This window comes from Streptomyces sp. NPDC000878 (genome assembly GCF_053599695.1).
On sequence record NZ_JBSFMT010000072.1, the window covers coordinates 39,097 to 52,682 of the forward strand.

Consider the following 13,586-nt stretch of genomic DNA (forward strand, 5'->3'; position numbering starts at 1 on the left):
CGGTGGAGCCGGTCATTCCGGTACAGACCGAGATCGACATCCCAGGAGCCTTGAGACCATGACGGAACCCAGCGAACTCGACGACTCGTTCCACGTCTTCGACACCACCCTGCGCGACGGCGCCCAGCGCGAGGGCATCAACCTCACCGTCGCCGACAAGCTGGCCATCGCACGGCACCTGGACGACTTCGGCGTCGGCTTCATCGAGGGCGGCTGGCCGGGCGCCAACCCGCGCGACACCGAGTTCTTCGCCCGCGCCCAGCAGGAGATCGACTTCAGGCACGCCCAGCTGGTGGCCTTCGGCGCCACCCGCCGGGCCGGCGGCAAGGCGAGCCAGGACCCGCAGGTCAAGGCCCTCCTCGACTCCGGCGCACCCGTCATCACTCTGGTCGCCAAGTCCCATGACCGGCATGTCGAGCTGGCGCTGCGCACGACCCTCGACGAGAACCTGGAGATGGTCCGCGACACCGTCGCCCACCTCCACGCCCAGGGCCGCCGGGTCTTCGTCGACTGCGAGCACTTCTTCGACGGCTACCGCGCGAACCCCGAGTACGCGAAGGCCGTCGTCCGCGCCGCGTCCGAGGCCGGCGCCGATGTCGTCATCCTCTGCGACACCAACGGCGGGATGCTCCCGGCCCAGATCCAGGCGGTCGTCGCCACGGTCCTCGCCGACACCGGCGCCCGCCTCGGCATCCACGCCCAGGACGACACGGGCTGCGCGGTCGCCAACACCCTCGCCGCCGTGGACGCGGGCGCGACCCACGTCCAGTGCACGGCGAACGGCTACGGCGAGCGCGTCGGCAACGCCAACCTGTTCCCGGTGGTCGCGGCCCTGGAACTGAAGTACGGCAAGAAGGTCCTGCCCGACGGCGCGCTGCGCGAGATGACCCGCATCTCCCACGCGATCGCCGAGGTCGTCAACCTGACGCCCTCCACGCATCAGCCGTACGTGGGAGTCTCGGCCTTCGCCCACAAGGCGGGCCTGCACGCCTCGGCCATCAAGGTCGACCCGGACCTCTACCAGCACATCGACCCCGAGCAGGTCGGCAACACCATGCGGATGCTGGTCTCCGACATGGCGGGCCGCGCCTCGATCGAGCTGAAGGGCAAGGAACTGGGCGTCGACCTGGGTGACGACCGCGAACTGGTCGCCCGGGTCGTGGAGCGCGTGAAGGAGCGCGAGCTGCAGGGCTACACGTTCGAGGCGGCCGACGCGTCCTTCGAACTCCTCCTGCGCGCGGAGGCCGAGGGCAAGGTCCGTACGTACTTCGAGGTCGAGTCCTGGCGCGCGATCGTCGAGGACCGCCCCGACGGCAGCCACGCCAACGAGGCTACGGTCAAGCTCTTCGCCAAGGGCGAGCGCATCGTCGCGACGGCGGAGGGCAACGGCCCGGTGAACGCCCTCGACCGCGCCCTGAAGGTGGCCCTGGAGAAGATCTACCCGCCGCTCGCCAAGCTGGAGCTGGTCGACTACAAGGTCCGCATCCTGGAGGGCAAGCACGGCACCCAGTCCACGACCCGCGTCCTCATCTCCACCTCGGACGGCAAGGGCGAGTGGTCGACGGTGGGCGTCGCGGACAACGTGATCGCCGCGTCCTGGGAGGCCCTGGCGGACGCGTACACGTACGGCTTGCTGCGGGCGGGCGTGGAGCCCGCGGAGTAGGCGGAGTGGTCGGAGTGGAGGGGGCGGGCCGATGCCCCGCCCCCTGTTCTCACCGCGGGCACCAGAAGCAGGATGCCCATTTCATCCTTCTTTCGGGTAACTTCGAAGATATGAAGGCCGTACTGGTCCGTTCTCTCGTACGCCTACTGCTGGTGCCCTTCGTCGCGACACTCGCGGTACTCGCGCTGCTGACGGCCGCCGCGCCCGGCGCCCAGGCGGCCACCGACCTCTCCAAAGTCGCCGAGGCACTGCGCGCGGACCCGGTGTACGTGGACCCGGCAGCCTCGGACCTCCTCTCCTCGTCCGACGCCGACGCGCTGGCCGACAAGATCAAGGACGCGAACAAGCCCGTCTTCGTGGCCGTCCTCCCGGCCGACTACCCGGCCGAGAACCTCTTCACGAACCTCCGTACGGAGACCGGCGTCACCGGTCTGTACGCCGTCCGCCTCGGTGACCTCTTCGACGCGCGGGCAGACAGCAGCGTGCTGAGCGCGTCGGCGGTCGACAACCTGGTGACGGCGGTACGGGGCACGGACGATCCGAAGGCCCAGCTCAACGACTTCGTCGACGCGGCGCTGCGCGGCAGTGTCGGCGGTTCGGCACCGGCCACCTGGAGCGGTGGCGACTCCGGTGGAGGGGTGGACGCCGGTGCGCTGATCACCGTAGGCGCGGTGCTGGCGGCGGGCGGCGTGGGCGCGTACGCACTGGTCCGGCGCAACCGCGCACGGCACGAGGAGGAGCGGCGGGCAGCGCTGGCCAAGCTGACGGTCGTGGTGGACGAGGACATCACAGCGTTCGGCGAGGAACTGGACCGGCTCGACTTCCACCCTGCCGAGACGGGCGCCGACGACGCGATGCGCGCGGACTACGAACGAGGGCTGGACTCCTACGACAAGGCGAAGTCACTGATGGCGGCGACCCGGCGCCCCGAGGAGGTGCGCGCGGTGACGCAGACCCTGGAGGACGGCCGCTTCTCGCTCGCACAACTGGCGGCGCGCCGCGAGGGCCACCCGCTCCCCGAACGCCGTGGCCCCTGCTTCTTCGACCCGCGCCACGGCCCCTCGGTCACCGACGCGACCTGGACCCCGGCGGGCGGCGCACCCCGCGAGGTACCGGTCTGCGCGGCCGACCGAGCCCGCCTCGTCGACGGCCACGACCCGGCGATCCGCGAGGTGGAAACGGCCTCCGGCCCCCGCCCCTACTGGGACGCGGGCCCGGCGTACGGCCCCTGGGCGGGCGGCTACTTCGGCGGCGGCATCCTGCCCGGCCTCCTCGTCGGCACGATGCTCGGCAGCATGATGGCCACCCCGTCCTACGCGGCCGACTACGGCGGGGGATACGGCGACTTCCGGGGCCCCGAGGGCGGCGACATGTCCGGCGCGGACTTCGACTCCGGGGACTACGGGGGCGGGTTCGGCGGCGGGGACTTCGGCGGCGGCGGAGACTTCGGCGGCGGATTCTGAGCCAACGCCGGCAGCCATCACCCAGCCCGCCCGGCGTCCGAGACCGAGGCCGCACAGGCCGACCTTCCCGCCACCCACTCGCCGTCCCCTGGGGGCTGCGCCCCCAGACCCCCGCTACGGCCCTGAACGGGCCTTGTCCTCAAACGCCGGACGGGCTGAGTCAGTCAGCCCGTCCGGCGTTTGAGGACGAGCGCGTTCAGCGCGATACGGGGGTTCGGGGGCGGAGCCCCCGAGGGATGGGACGGGTAAGGGCGGCGGGGGCGAAACAATGCCCCCATGCGCGCTGCCCGTCTCATCAAAATGGTGCTGCTTCTTCAGGCCCGGTCCGGTATGACCGCCGCCGAGCTGGCCCGGGAGCTGGAGGTCTCCGAGCGCACCGTCACCCGCGACGCGCAGGCCCTCTCCGAGGCGGGCGTGCCCGTGTACGCCGACCGGGGACGGGCCGGCGGATACCGGCTGATCGGCGGGTACCGTACCCGGCTCACCGGACTCGCCCGCAGCGAGGCCGAGGCCCTGTTCCTGAGCGGAGTGCCCGGCGCTCTGCGCGAGATGGGCCTGGAGGACACCGCCTCGGCGGCCCGCCTCAAGGTGGCCGCCGCACTCCAGCCCGCCCTCCACGACACCCCCCGCACAGCAGCCCAACGCTTCCACCTGGACGCCCCCGCCTGGTTCAGCGACCCCACCACCCCCGAGTCGCTGCCCGCCGTCGCGGACGCCGTGTGGGACGACCGTACGATCCTGGCCAGTTACCGTCGCGACCCCGCCGACGCCGACGTCGAACGCACACTGGAGCCGTACGGACTCGTCCTCAAGGCGGGCGTCTGGTACCTGTGCGCCCGCGTCCCGGAACACGCCGGTGCCGAGCCCTTCCGGGTGTACCGCGTCGACCGTTTCACCTCGGTCCAGGTCGCCGGGGAGCACGAGCGCTTCACTCGCGACGGCGCCTTCGACCTCCCCGCGTTCTGGGCGGAGCGCGCCGCACACTTCGCGCGGTCGATCCTGCGCGCCGAGGTCGTCGTACGGCTCTCGGCGGAAGGGGCGCGCGGACTGCCGTACGCCGTCGATCCCGTGGCCGCCCGGGACGCGCTGGCGGCCGGCGGCGACCCCGACGACCAGGGCCGGGTCACCGTGACGCTCGCCGTCGAGTCGGCGGAGGTCGCCCATGCACAGCTGGCGGCGCTCGGGCCGGAGGCGGAGGTGCTGGCGCCGCCGGAACTGCGGGCGCGGTTCGCACGGGACGCGCGGCGGCTGGGGGCCATGTACACCCCATGAGCACGCCGTGAGTACCCCGTGAGCACCCGCACCGCATCCTCGTGAGCGCACACCACACGCCCCTGAGCCCTGTACACCCCATCACAATCCGTGCAGCTCCACGTGCGCACCTCTCCCCCAGGCCCGATGCTTGACCCGTGATGGACGAGACGGAGTTCTGGGAGCTGGTGGACGCGACCCGTGAGGCCGCCGAGGGTGACCCCGAGGATCAGGCCGATCTGCTGGTCGAGCGGTTGCTCCAGCTCGATCCGGACTCGGTCCTCGACTTCGCCCGGCACTTCGAGTCGCGCTACAACCGCGCCTACCGCTGGGACCTGTGGGGCGCCGCCCGGGTGCTGCTCGACGGGGCCGGTGAGGACGCCTTCGACTTCTTCCGGTGCTGGCTGATCGGGCAGGGCCGTGAGGTCTTCGAAGGTGCTCTGCACGGCGATCCGGACTCGCTCGCCGATCTCCTGGACGACTTCGACGACGAGATCGACGGGGACGGCGAAGAGCTGGGCTACGCGGCCGACGAGGCGTACGAGCAGCTCACCGGCACCGCCGCCCCGGACCTGGGTATTCCGCCCGCGCCCGCGGAGCCCGAGGGCACACCGCTCGACCTGGCGGACGAAGGGGCGCTCGCCGACCGGTTTCCCAAGCTGTGGCAGCGCTTCAAGGGCGGCTGACCGCCTGGCCTTCAGGCCTTCAGGCCTTCTGCCCTTCAGGCCGCCGCGCCTCGGCGTCGGGTCAGGTCCGACGGGATGTACGCCTGTTGCGTGTGGTCGGCCCGTACCGCGTGGTGCATGGGGGCCGCGTTGGCCTGGTCGAGGGCGGACGCCGTGACCGCCGCCGGGCCCAGGACGACCGTCGCCACCGCGCAGAGCACGGTCCACGGGTTCCGCGCGGCCCCGGCCCAGCCACCGGAAGACCTCTTGCCGCCGGTCCGCTCCAGCGGGTTCGTACGACTGCTGCTGCTCATGATCCCCACCTCCAGTCAGTGCGTACGACGAAGTTAGGACCGGGAGTTGGGGCGCTTCGTTGAGTGCGCTGTGCCTTACCTGTGAGACCGTGCGAGCCCCTGCGGGCATCTCGCCTCAGCGCCTGCCCTGCAGTCGTGCCGCCGTCTGTCTGATCGCCGGGAGGCGGGCCGTGAGGGCGGCGCCTGGGCAGCTCGTCATGTAGCCGTCGGTGTGGCCGGCCAGGGCGGGCAGCGAGACCGTGGTGCCGGAGCGGAACCGGCTCAGGCTGTTGCTGGAGACCAGGGGTACGCGGGTGCGCGGGTCGGTGCCCGAGAGGCCGAGTTTCCAGGCGGCGAGGGCGGCGATGGCGTCGGTCATGGCCTGCGGCACGGGAACGCCCGCGGTGAAGGTGCCGAGGGCGGCGATACCGGTGGTGCGGTGGTTGAAGCCCTGGGTGTGGGCGCCGGTGACGGGTCGGTCGACGCCGCCCGCGCGGCCCTCGTAGATGGTGCCGCAGCGGTCGACGACGAAGTTGTAGCCGATGTCGTCCCAGTCCCGGGTGCCGGTCTGGCCCGCATACAGGTAGCGGATGATGCGGGGCGCGTCGGCGCAGTCGTAGCCGTTGGGCGAGTCGGTGTGGTGGATGAAGACGGCGACGACCCGGTCGTCGTAGCGCGGCGGCGGCTGGTCGCGTTCGGCGTCCGCGATCCAGGCGGTACGGGGCACGATGCGCGGCTTGGTGGCGGGGTGGGCGACGGCCGGGCGGGCCGCGACGGGGTGGGCGGGGCGCGCGGTCGTACGGTCCACGCCGGCCGCGCACAGGACCAGTCCGGCCGCGGCGGCGATTCCGGGCAGGCAGGCGAGCGCCGCGCGGGCGGCGCCCGGCACGCGGCGGACACGCGAGTCACCCACGGACCCGTTGGACCCCATGGGGCCCACTGTGGGTCGGTTCCGTTCCGCCCGCGATGTGTGGTGTGCCACTTGGTGGAACCAACGTCCCGGTCCGGGACGTTTTTAGGGGTCGGGGGATCTGAAGCGCCTGTGGGAGTGACCGGCGGCTGATCACCGGGCCCGTCCCGCGCGTACTACCGCATGTAAAGCGCATGTACAGGGGGACCAAGGGGTCCAGGAGAAAGGCGGCCGGAGTGGACCTGCTCGACATCCTGCTGTTGCTGGTGATCCTCGGCTATGCCGCGTCCGGGTACCGGCGCGGTCTGGTGGCGGGCTGTGTCTCACTGGCGGGATTCGTGGGCGGCGCCGTCATCGGGGTGTGGGTGCTGCCGTGGATCATGGAGCTGGTCGAGGCCGGGACGCCCGCCGCCACGGTGACGGCCGTGCTGACGGTGCTGGTGCCGGCCGTGGTGGGCCATGAGCTGATGGGCAGATTCGCGCTGAAGCTGCGCCGCGAGCTGGACCAGGGGCCGCTGCGGATCGCCGACGGCGTCGGCGGAGCCGTGGCCAACGCGGTCGCCGTGCTGATGGTGGCCTGGGTCGCCGCGAGCGTCCTGGGCGCCTCCTCCTCGCCGCTGGTCACGACGGCGATCCGGGACTCGGCGCTGCTGGGCGCGGTGCAGAACGCGATGCCGGAGACCACCCCGACCTGGTTCTCGCGGGCCACGTCCGCGCTCACCCAGGCGGGCTTCCCGCAGGTCTTCAACCCCTTCGAGAACGAACCGGCGACGAGTGTCGCCAAGCCCACCGGGGACAGTGTCACGGCGAGCGCGACGAACGCGGCCAAGATGAGCACGGTCAAGGTCGAGGGCGTCGCGGGCAACCAGGGCCGCGAGGGCAGCGGTTTCGTCTACTCGGCCCGGCATGTGATGACCAACGCCCATGTGGTGGCGGGCATCGACGAACCGACCGTCCGGGTGGGCGGCGTCGGGACGGCGTACGCGGCGCGGGTGGTGCTCTTCGACCCCGACAAGGACGTGGCCGTGCTGTACGTCCCGGATCTGCGCGCCCCCGTCCTGCGTTTCGACGACAGCGCGAAGCGGGGCGACTCGGCGGTGGTCGCGGGCTATCCGCAGGACGGCGACCTGAATCTGCAGGCCGCGACGGTCGCCGACAGGGTGCGCGCGAGGGGCCAGAACATCTACAACAGCGAGACGGTGACCCGCGAGATCTACTCGATCCGCTCGACCGTCCGCCCCGGCAACTCCGGCGGCCCGCTCCTCACCACGGACGGCAAGGTGTTCGGCGTGGTCTTCGCCCGCTCCACGTCCGACGACGAGACGGGCTACGTCCTGACGGTCGACGAGGTCTCCGGCGACGCCGAACGTGCGGCGAACTCGACGACACCGGTGGACACGGGAGACCTGGTCACGTCGTAGACGTCCTGGGCCCTTGGTGTGGCTACAACTCCCGGCCCATGAGTACGTCGTCCACGAACTCCCCGTCCAGCAGGAACTCCCGGGGCTGTATGCCCTCGACGACGAAGCCCTCCGACTCGTACAGCCTGCGGGCCGGGGTGTTGTGTCCGAGGACGCGCAGCGAGAGGCGCAGGGCGCCCCGGCGGCGGGCCTCGGCCACGGCGGCCCGGATCAGCAGCCGCCCCACGCCCAGGCCCCGCGCCTCGTCGGCGACGGCGAGCCCCTGGATCTGCCGGACGTGCGCGTTCGACGCGAGCGGGGTGGGCCGGGCGAGCTTGACATAGCCCACGACGAGACCGTCACCCGCCACCGCGACCAGGTGGTCGCCCGGTTCGGAGGTCTCTTGGAAGAAGGGCGTGTACGGCGGTCTGGCCCGGGGTGTGACGGAGTGCAGGGTGGACCAGGTGGCGCGGTCGAGCCGGCCGAGGACGTCCTCGTCGTCGGGCAGGGCGAGGCGCACGAACGGCTCGCCGCTCTCGTACGCGTCGTTCGGCCGGTGTGATCGCTGCGAGTCGGGCGGCATGGAGATCACTGTAGAGCGGGGGTACGACAACGGGTCAGGGGCAGGTGGCGCAGGATAGGACCATGGAACGCTCGCGAATCGCGGTGGCCGGTGCGTCCGGTCTCATCGGTACGGCCCTGGTGCGGTCGCTGACCGCCGACGGCCACGAAGTGCGCCGCCTGGTACGGCGTGCGCCCCGGACGAAGGACGAGGTCCGCTGGGACCCCGGGACGCGGACGGTCGACGCGGCGGGGCTCGTGGGCTGCGACGCCGTGGTGAACCTGGCCGGGGCGGGGGTCGGGGACCGGCGCTGGACGGACGCGTACAAACGGACGATCCGTGAGAGCCGCCTCCTGGGGACGGCGACGCTCGCCGAGGCGGTCGCCGCGCTGGACGAGCCGCCGCGGGTCTTCGTGAACGGCAGCGCGATGGGCTACTACGGGGAGACCGGCGAGCGGGCCGTGGACGAGGACGCCCCCGCGGGGGACGGTTTCCTGCCGTCGCTGTGCGTGGAGTGGGAGGCGGCCACGGGACCGGCCCAGGAGGCCGGCGTACGGACGGTCTTCGCGCGGACCGGGCTGGTGGTGGCGCGCGGCGGCGGGGCCTGGGGCAAGCTGTTCCCCCTGTTCAAGGCGGGTCTGGGCGGCCGGATGGGCGACGGGCGGCAGTACTGGTCGTTCATCTCGCTGCACGACGAGGTGGCCGCGATCCGGCATCTCATCGACACCGACGGGCTGTCCGGGCCGTTCAACCTGACAGCGCCGCAGCCTCTCACCAACCGCGAGATCACGGCGGCGATGGGGCGTGTGCTGCACCGGCCGACGCTCTTCGCGGTTCCCTCGCCCGTGCTGCGGCTGGTGCTGGGCGAGATGTCCGGGGATGTGCTCGGCAGCGCGCGGGTGCTGCCGAAGCGGCTGCTGGAGTCCGGGTTCACGTTCGCGTTCCCGGAGATCGACGACGCGATCCGGGCAGCGCTCGCCTGATCCTCCTCCGCGCCCCGACCTGGCACCCCGGTTGACCGTGTGCGACGGCATGCGACCGCTGTGCGACCGTGCCCTGTTCATGCGCGACTTCCGCCGGCCGCGAGCAGACCTACTCTCGGTCAGAACGGTCTGAACAGTCCGAAGGACCGAACTCGCTTATCCCGTACGCCTGTTGGGGCAGCGGAGCCCTGGCCGGCCGCGTCACACCGCGATCGAGGGAGGGCACGTGCTTGAGCCCGCGTACCAGGCGGACGTCGTCATCGTGGGGGCCGGGGTCGCCGGACTCGCGGCTGCCCATCGGCTGACCAGCGCAGGAGTAACGACCGCGGTCCTGGAGGCCGCCCCTTACGTCGGGGGCCGGATGGCGACCGAGAAGGTCGACGGTTTCCGGCTCGACCGGATCGGGCAGCTGCTGTCCACGTCGTATCCCGAACTGCGGCTGACCCCGGGCCTGGACGCGCTCGTCCTGCGTCCCTTCGCACCGGGTGTCCTGGTCCACAGCGACGGACGCAGGCACCGCGCGGGCGCTCCGTCGGGCGGCGGGAGCGCACGGGGCGCACTCGGTGCGGTGCGCGCCCTGGCAAGCGCCCCCAGGTCGGCGAGGACGGTCAGGTCCCCCCGGCCGACGGCATCGGCGGGGGCGCGCACCGGCGCACCGCTCGCCGGGGCGGTCGGCGGCGCGGTCGACCAGGCCCGGCTCGGCGCCGCGCTGGGCCGGCTCGCCGGTGTCCCCGTGGCACGGCTGCTGGCCCGCCCCGAGTTACCGGCCGCCCGCGCCCTGGCCAACCGCGGCCTGCCCGCCCGTACGATCGAGGGCTTCCTGCGCCCGCTGCTCGCCGCGCTGCTCTGCGACCCCGACCTGACCACGTCGAGCCGCTGCGCGGATCTCGCGCTGCGGGCGTTCGCGAGCGGCCGGCTGTGTGTGCCGGAGGGCGGCGCGGAGACCCTGCCGGAGCTGCTCGCGGGGACGCTGCCGCCCGGCACGGTGCACACCGGGGTACAGGTCACATCCATCGCCACGAACCTGGTGACCACCGCCGACCACGGCGAACTGCGCTGCCGTGCCGTCCTGGTGGCGACCGACGCCCGCGCCGCCGCCGAGCTGCTGCCCGGCCTGCGCGTACCCGACTTCCACCCGGTGACCGTCGTCCACCACACGGCCGACGAGGCGCCCGCGACCGGCGCGTTCCTGCTCCTGGACGCGGATCGCCGGGGCCCGGTCGCGCACACGGCGGTGATCAGCCGCGTGGACCCGTCCCGCTCCCCCGCAGGCCGCCCGCTGATCTCGTCGACGGTCCTGGGCCCCCCTCCCCAGGACGTGGACACGGCGGTACGAGCCCACCTGTCCCGCCTCTACGGCATGTCGACCACCCACTGGGAGACCCTCGCCGTGCACCACACCGCCGAAGCGGTACCCGCGATGCGCCCACCCCACGACCTGCGCCGCCCGGTACGCCTCCTGGCGGGCCTGTACGTATGCGGCGACCACCGGGACACGAGCACCGTCCAGGGCGCCCTGCACTCCGGCCACCGAGCCGCCTCAGCAATCCTGACGGACCTGGGCGCGGACCCGGCACAGGTACCGCAGCCACTACCGACACGCACGACGGCACCGGCCGAGGCGGCGTGAGCTGATAGCCACGGTTCTGCCGCGCCCCTTTAGGGACGTGGGGCTGTATCGATGTGCGGCTCCGCCGCGCCCCTTAAGGGGCGCGGGGAACTGCGCGACCAGCCACAACGGCGCAGCACCGAACCGACAACCCCACACCGCCCCTACCCGAGCGCGGCAACCTTGTCCCGGTACCCCCTGACAGGCGCCGCATCCCGGTACGGCTCCAGCCGCCGCTCGAAGTCCCGCACATACTCGGTCGCCCGAACAGACCGCATCTCAGCCGCCGCCCCCGCCGCCTCGGCCCCCAACTGGCACGCCTGATCCAGCTCGCCCAGCCCCAGCCGGGCCGAGGCAAGCACGACCCGGCAGAAGAGCCGGCTACGGGCAAAGGCAGGCGCACGCAGCTGCAGCGAGCGCTCCGCATGCTGCGCCGCCGCACGGAACTGCTGCAGATCACGGTGACAGTGCCCGAACTCGTCGGCGAGCTGCGCCTCGTCGAAGAACCGCGCCCAGTGCGGCACCTCGTCACCGGGCCGCGCCGCTTCGAGGGCACGTTCGGCCCGTACGAGCGAGGCGGTACAGGCCCGGACCTCACCCAGCACCCCGTGGGCACGCGCCTCGCACGCGTGCAGCAGCGACTGCACGACGGGCGGCGCGGTCGTGCCGACACCCTGCTGGGCCACCCGCGCGAGCTGCACGGCCTCCCGCCCGTGCCCGAGGTAGACGGCCTGCCGGCTCATGGTGGCCAGCACGTACGAGCCGTACGCCCGGTCCCCCGCCGCCTGCGCGAGCCGCAGCGCCTGCACGAAGTAGCGCTGGGCGAGGCCGTGCGCGGCGATGTCGTACGACGTCCAGCCCGCGAGCCGGGTGAGGTCGGAGGCCGCCGCGAACAGACGGCGGCCCGTCTGCTCGCCGTACGTGCCGCGCAGCATGGGCTCGGTCTCGTGTTCGAGGTAGCGGACGAGGGCCTGTCTGGCGTGGCCGCCGCCGTAGGCGTCGTCGAGGGTGCGGAACAGCTCGCCGACCGAGCGGAGGGCGGCGATGTCGCCGCCGGTGACCTTCTGCCCGGGCCCGCGCTCGGCCTGCCCGCGCTGCCGGGGCACACCGGGACGGCCCTGCACGGGCACCCGGACGGCGGCCGGCGGCTGCTCGCCACGTCCTACCCGGTCGTCGGGCCGCCCGATCAGCCAGTCCCGGCTGGGCACGACGAGCCCCGCCGGGGTGAAGGCGATCTTGCGCAGCTCGGCATGGCTGCCGGAGTCCTTGCGCCACAGGCCGCTGACGATGTCGACGGCCTCCTCGGGGGTGGCCGCGAACTCCAGCCCCGCGTAGACGGGCGCGCAGGCGTCGAGCCCGAGGTCCTGGGCGCTGAGCCGGCGTCCGAGGCGCCGGGTGAACACCTCGGCGATGAGGGCGGGAGTGGTGCCGCGCGGCTGCTGTCCGCGCAGCCATCGGGTCACCGATGTCTTGTCGTATCTGAGATCGAGTCCGTGTTCAAGGCCGAGCTGGTCGACCCGACGGGCCAGACCCGCGTTGGAGAATCCCGCTTCTGCGATGAGCGCGGCGAGCTGTCGATTGGGAGTGCGCTGCGCGGGTCGTTCCGTCATCTGCGGTGCGGTCTCCTGCCTTCGGGCCCTCTGATGTGCCCGGTTTGCTGGTGAGCAGCCCTTATGGCCTGGCGAACGGCGCGAATGTAGCGGAGCGTAAGCAGCCGATCGCACATTTCGACGTACATTCATCCGATCGTGTGAGGATTGGGCGCCGGACTGACGGGCAGCGGCCGGACGTACAGTGGCTTGGGCGCGTTACGTGCCTGACGGAACCAGGGAGCCAGGTAGCCGGGGAGGCGCTTGCCGTGAGTGAGTTGCGGTTCGTCCGTATGGGATTCGGCACAGAGGGCGCCGATGGCACCGATGTCGTCGAGTACGTCGACTACCAGGAGGCCTGGGACGAGCAGCGCCGGGTGCACGCGGCCCGCTTCGCGGACGAGATCCCCGACACCTGCCTGCTCCTCGAACACCCCCCGGTCTACACGGCAGGCCGGCGCACCGAACCGAGCGAGCGCCCCCTCGACGGCACCCCGGTCATCGACGTGGACCGCGGCGGCAAGATCACCTGGCACGGCCCCGGCCAGCTGGTGGGCTACCCCATCCAGAAGCTGCCGCGGCCGGTGGACGTCGTGGCGCATGTACGGCGGCTGGAGGAGGCGCTGATCCGGACGTGCGCGGAGTTCGGGGTGGAGGCGTCGCGGGTGGAGGGGCGCAGTGGGGTGTGGGTGCTGGGCGACCCGGTGGAGACTCGCCCCGCCGCAGCGCTCGGCGGCCTCTCGCTGGACCTCGACCCCCGCCTGACGGACGACGAGTTCGACCCCCGCCTGAACGGGCCCGAGTACGCCCCCTCCAACGCCGGACAGCGCCGCGAGGACCGCAAGCTGGCGGCGATCGGGATCCGGGTGGCGAAGGGCGTCACGATGCACGGCTTCTCGCTGAACGTGAATCCGGACACGGTCTGGTTCGACCGGATCATTCCGTGCGGGATCCGGGATGCGGGGGTTGCGTCGCTCGCGAGTGAGCTGGGGCGGGATGTGACGGTGGGGGAGGTGCTGCCGGTGGTGGAGCGGCAGTTGCGGGGCGTGATGGAGGGGGCGGAGTTGCGGGCGCGGGTGGTGGAGCGGGCCTCGGCGTAGGGGTTTCCTCGCCCCCGCCGCCCCTACCCGTCCCATCCTCGGGGGCTCCGCCCCCGAACCCCCGTATCGCGCTAGAACGCGCTCGTCCTCAAACGCCG

The 13,586-nt window shown here is 72.4% G+C and carries 12 protein-coding genes; 8 read left to right on the forward strand and 4 right to left on the reverse strand.

Annotation, left to right across the window (positions count from 1 at the left end; translation table 11 throughout):
- Positions 1 to 58: 58 nt before the first annotated feature.
- From cimA to ACWDR4_RS40460, 4 genes are all read left to right on the forward strand, one after another.
- On the forward strand, positions 59 to 1,663 hold the full coding sequence (gene cimA, locus ACWDR4_RS40445) for a citramalate synthase (protein WP_450415978.1): 1,605 nt from the start codon (positions 59 to 61) through the stop codon (positions 1,661 to 1,663).
- A 110-nt stretch (positions 1,664 to 1,773) separates the two neighbouring features.
- Positions 1,774 to 3,126 (forward strand): hypothetical protein, encoded by a 1,353-nt coding sequence (locus tag ACWDR4_RS40450; RefSeq protein ID WP_450415980.1) that lies wholly within the window; start codon positions 1,774 to 1,776, stop codon positions 3,124 to 3,126.
- A 276-nt stretch (positions 3,127 to 3,402) separates the two neighbouring features.
- Positions 3,403 to 4,398: a helix-turn-helix transcriptional regulator gene (locus tag ACWDR4_RS40455; protein ID WP_450415981.1), complete on the forward strand. Its 996-nt coding sequence runs from the start codon at positions 3,403 to 3,405 to the stop codon at positions 4,396 to 4,398.
- 140 nt (positions 4,399 to 4,538) lie between these two features.
- The gene (locus tag ACWDR4_RS40460) at positions 4,539 to 5,063 is read left to right on the forward strand and encodes a DUF4240 domain-containing protein (RefSeq protein WP_450415996.1); all 525 of its coding nucleotides are present in this window, start codon (positions 4,539 to 4,541) and stop codon (positions 5,061 to 5,063) included.
- A 35-nt stretch (positions 5,064 to 5,098) separates the two neighbouring features.
- On the opposite strand, the gene ACWDR4_RS40465 is transcribed toward ACWDR4_RS40460, so the two are convergent.
- Entirely contained in the window at positions 5,099 to 5,356 is a 258-nt protein-coding gene (locus tag ACWDR4_RS40465; RefSeq protein ID WP_450415983.1) for a hypothetical protein, read from the reverse strand.
- A gap of 115 nt (positions 5,357 to 5,471) precedes the next feature.
- On the reverse strand, positions 5,472 to 6,266 hold the full coding sequence (locus tag ACWDR4_RS40470; RefSeq protein ID WP_450415984.1) for a peptidoglycan recognition protein family protein: 795 nt from the start codon (positions 6,264 to 6,266) through the stop codon (positions 5,472 to 5,474).
- A gap of 215 nt (positions 6,267 to 6,481) precedes the next feature.
- Between ACWDR4_RS40470 and ACWDR4_RS40475 the strand changes: the two genes are divergently transcribed.
- On the forward strand, positions 6,482 to 7,666 hold the full coding sequence (locus ACWDR4_RS40475; RefSeq protein ID WP_450415986.1) for a MarP family serine protease: 1,185 nt from the start codon (positions 6,482 to 6,484) through the stop codon (positions 7,664 to 7,666).
- A 22-nt stretch (positions 7,667 to 7,688) separates the two neighbouring features.
- Here the strand turns inward: ACWDR4_RS40475 and ACWDR4_RS40480 are convergent, their stop codons facing one another.
- Complete coding sequence (locus ACWDR4_RS40480; RefSeq protein ID WP_450415988.1) at positions 7,689 to 8,228, reverse strand: N-acetyltransferase family protein; 540 nt, start codon at positions 8,226 to 8,228, stop codon at positions 7,689 to 7,691.
- Between the two features lie 62 nt (positions 8,229 to 8,290).
- Between ACWDR4_RS40480 and ACWDR4_RS40485 the strand changes: the two genes are divergently transcribed.
- A complete protein-coding gene (locus ACWDR4_RS40485) occupies positions 8,291 to 9,190 on the forward strand; it encodes a TIGR01777 family oxidoreductase (RefSeq protein ID WP_450415990.1) in 900 nt (299 codons plus the stop codon).
- A 226-nt stretch (positions 9,191 to 9,416) separates the two neighbouring features.
- Positions 9,417 to 10,820: an NAD(P)/FAD-dependent oxidoreductase gene (locus tag ACWDR4_RS40490; protein WP_450415991.1), complete on the forward strand. Its 1,404-nt coding sequence runs from the start codon at positions 9,417 to 9,419 to the stop codon at positions 10,818 to 10,820.
- A gap of 143 nt (positions 10,821 to 10,963) precedes the next feature.
- Here the strand turns inward: ACWDR4_RS40490 and ACWDR4_RS40495 are convergent, their stop codons facing one another.
- A complete protein-coding gene (locus ACWDR4_RS40495; protein WP_450415992.1) occupies positions 10,964 to 12,409 on the reverse strand; it encodes a regulator in 1,446 nt (481 codons plus the stop codon).
- Positions 12,410 to 12,657: 248 nt separating this feature from the next.
- On the opposite strand from ACWDR4_RS40495, the gene lipB reads away from it, so the two are divergent.
- Entirely contained in the window at positions 12,658 to 13,488 is an 831-nt protein-coding gene (gene lipB / locus ACWDR4_RS40500) for a lipoyl(octanoyl) transferase LipB (protein WP_450415994.1), read from the forward strand.
- Positions 13,489 to 13,586: the final 98 nt, after the last annotated feature.

Excerpts from the sequence above, each read along its gene's own strand:
- cimA (WP_450415978.1), top strand. The coding sequence starts at position 59 with ATGACGGAACCCAGCGAACTCGACGACTCGTTCCACGTCTTCGACACC.
- ACWDR4_RS40450 (WP_450415980.1), top strand. The coding sequence starts at position 1,774 with ATGAAGGCCGTACTGGTCCGTTCTCTCGTACGCCTACTGCTGGTGCCC.
- ACWDR4_RS40455 (WP_450415981.1), top strand. The coding sequence starts at position 3,403 with ATGCGCGCTGCCCGTCTCATCAAAATGGTGCTGCTTCTTCAGGCCCGG.
- ACWDR4_RS40460 (WP_450415996.1), top strand. The coding sequence starts at position 4,539 with ATGGACGAGACGGAGTTCTGGGAGCTGGTGGACGCGACCCGTGAGGCC.
- ACWDR4_RS40465 (WP_450415983.1), bottom strand. The coding sequence starts at position 5,356 with ATGAGCAGCAGCAGTCGTACGAACCCGCTGGAGCGGACCGGCGGCAAG.
- ACWDR4_RS40470 (WP_450415984.1), bottom strand. The coding sequence starts at position 6,266 with ATGGGGTCCAACGGGTCCGTGGGTGACTCGCGTGTCCGCCGCGTGCCG.
- ACWDR4_RS40480 (WP_450415988.1), bottom strand. The coding sequence starts at position 8,228 with ATGCCGCCCGACTCGCAGCGATCACACCGGCCGAACGACGCGTACGAG.
- ACWDR4_RS40485 (WP_450415990.1), top strand. The coding sequence starts at position 8,291 with ATGGAACGCTCGCGAATCGCGGTGGCCGGTGCGTCCGGTCTCATCGGT.
- ACWDR4_RS40495 (WP_450415992.1), bottom strand. The coding sequence starts at position 12,409 with ATGACGGAACGACCCGCGCAGCGCACTCCCAATCGACAGCTCGCCGCG.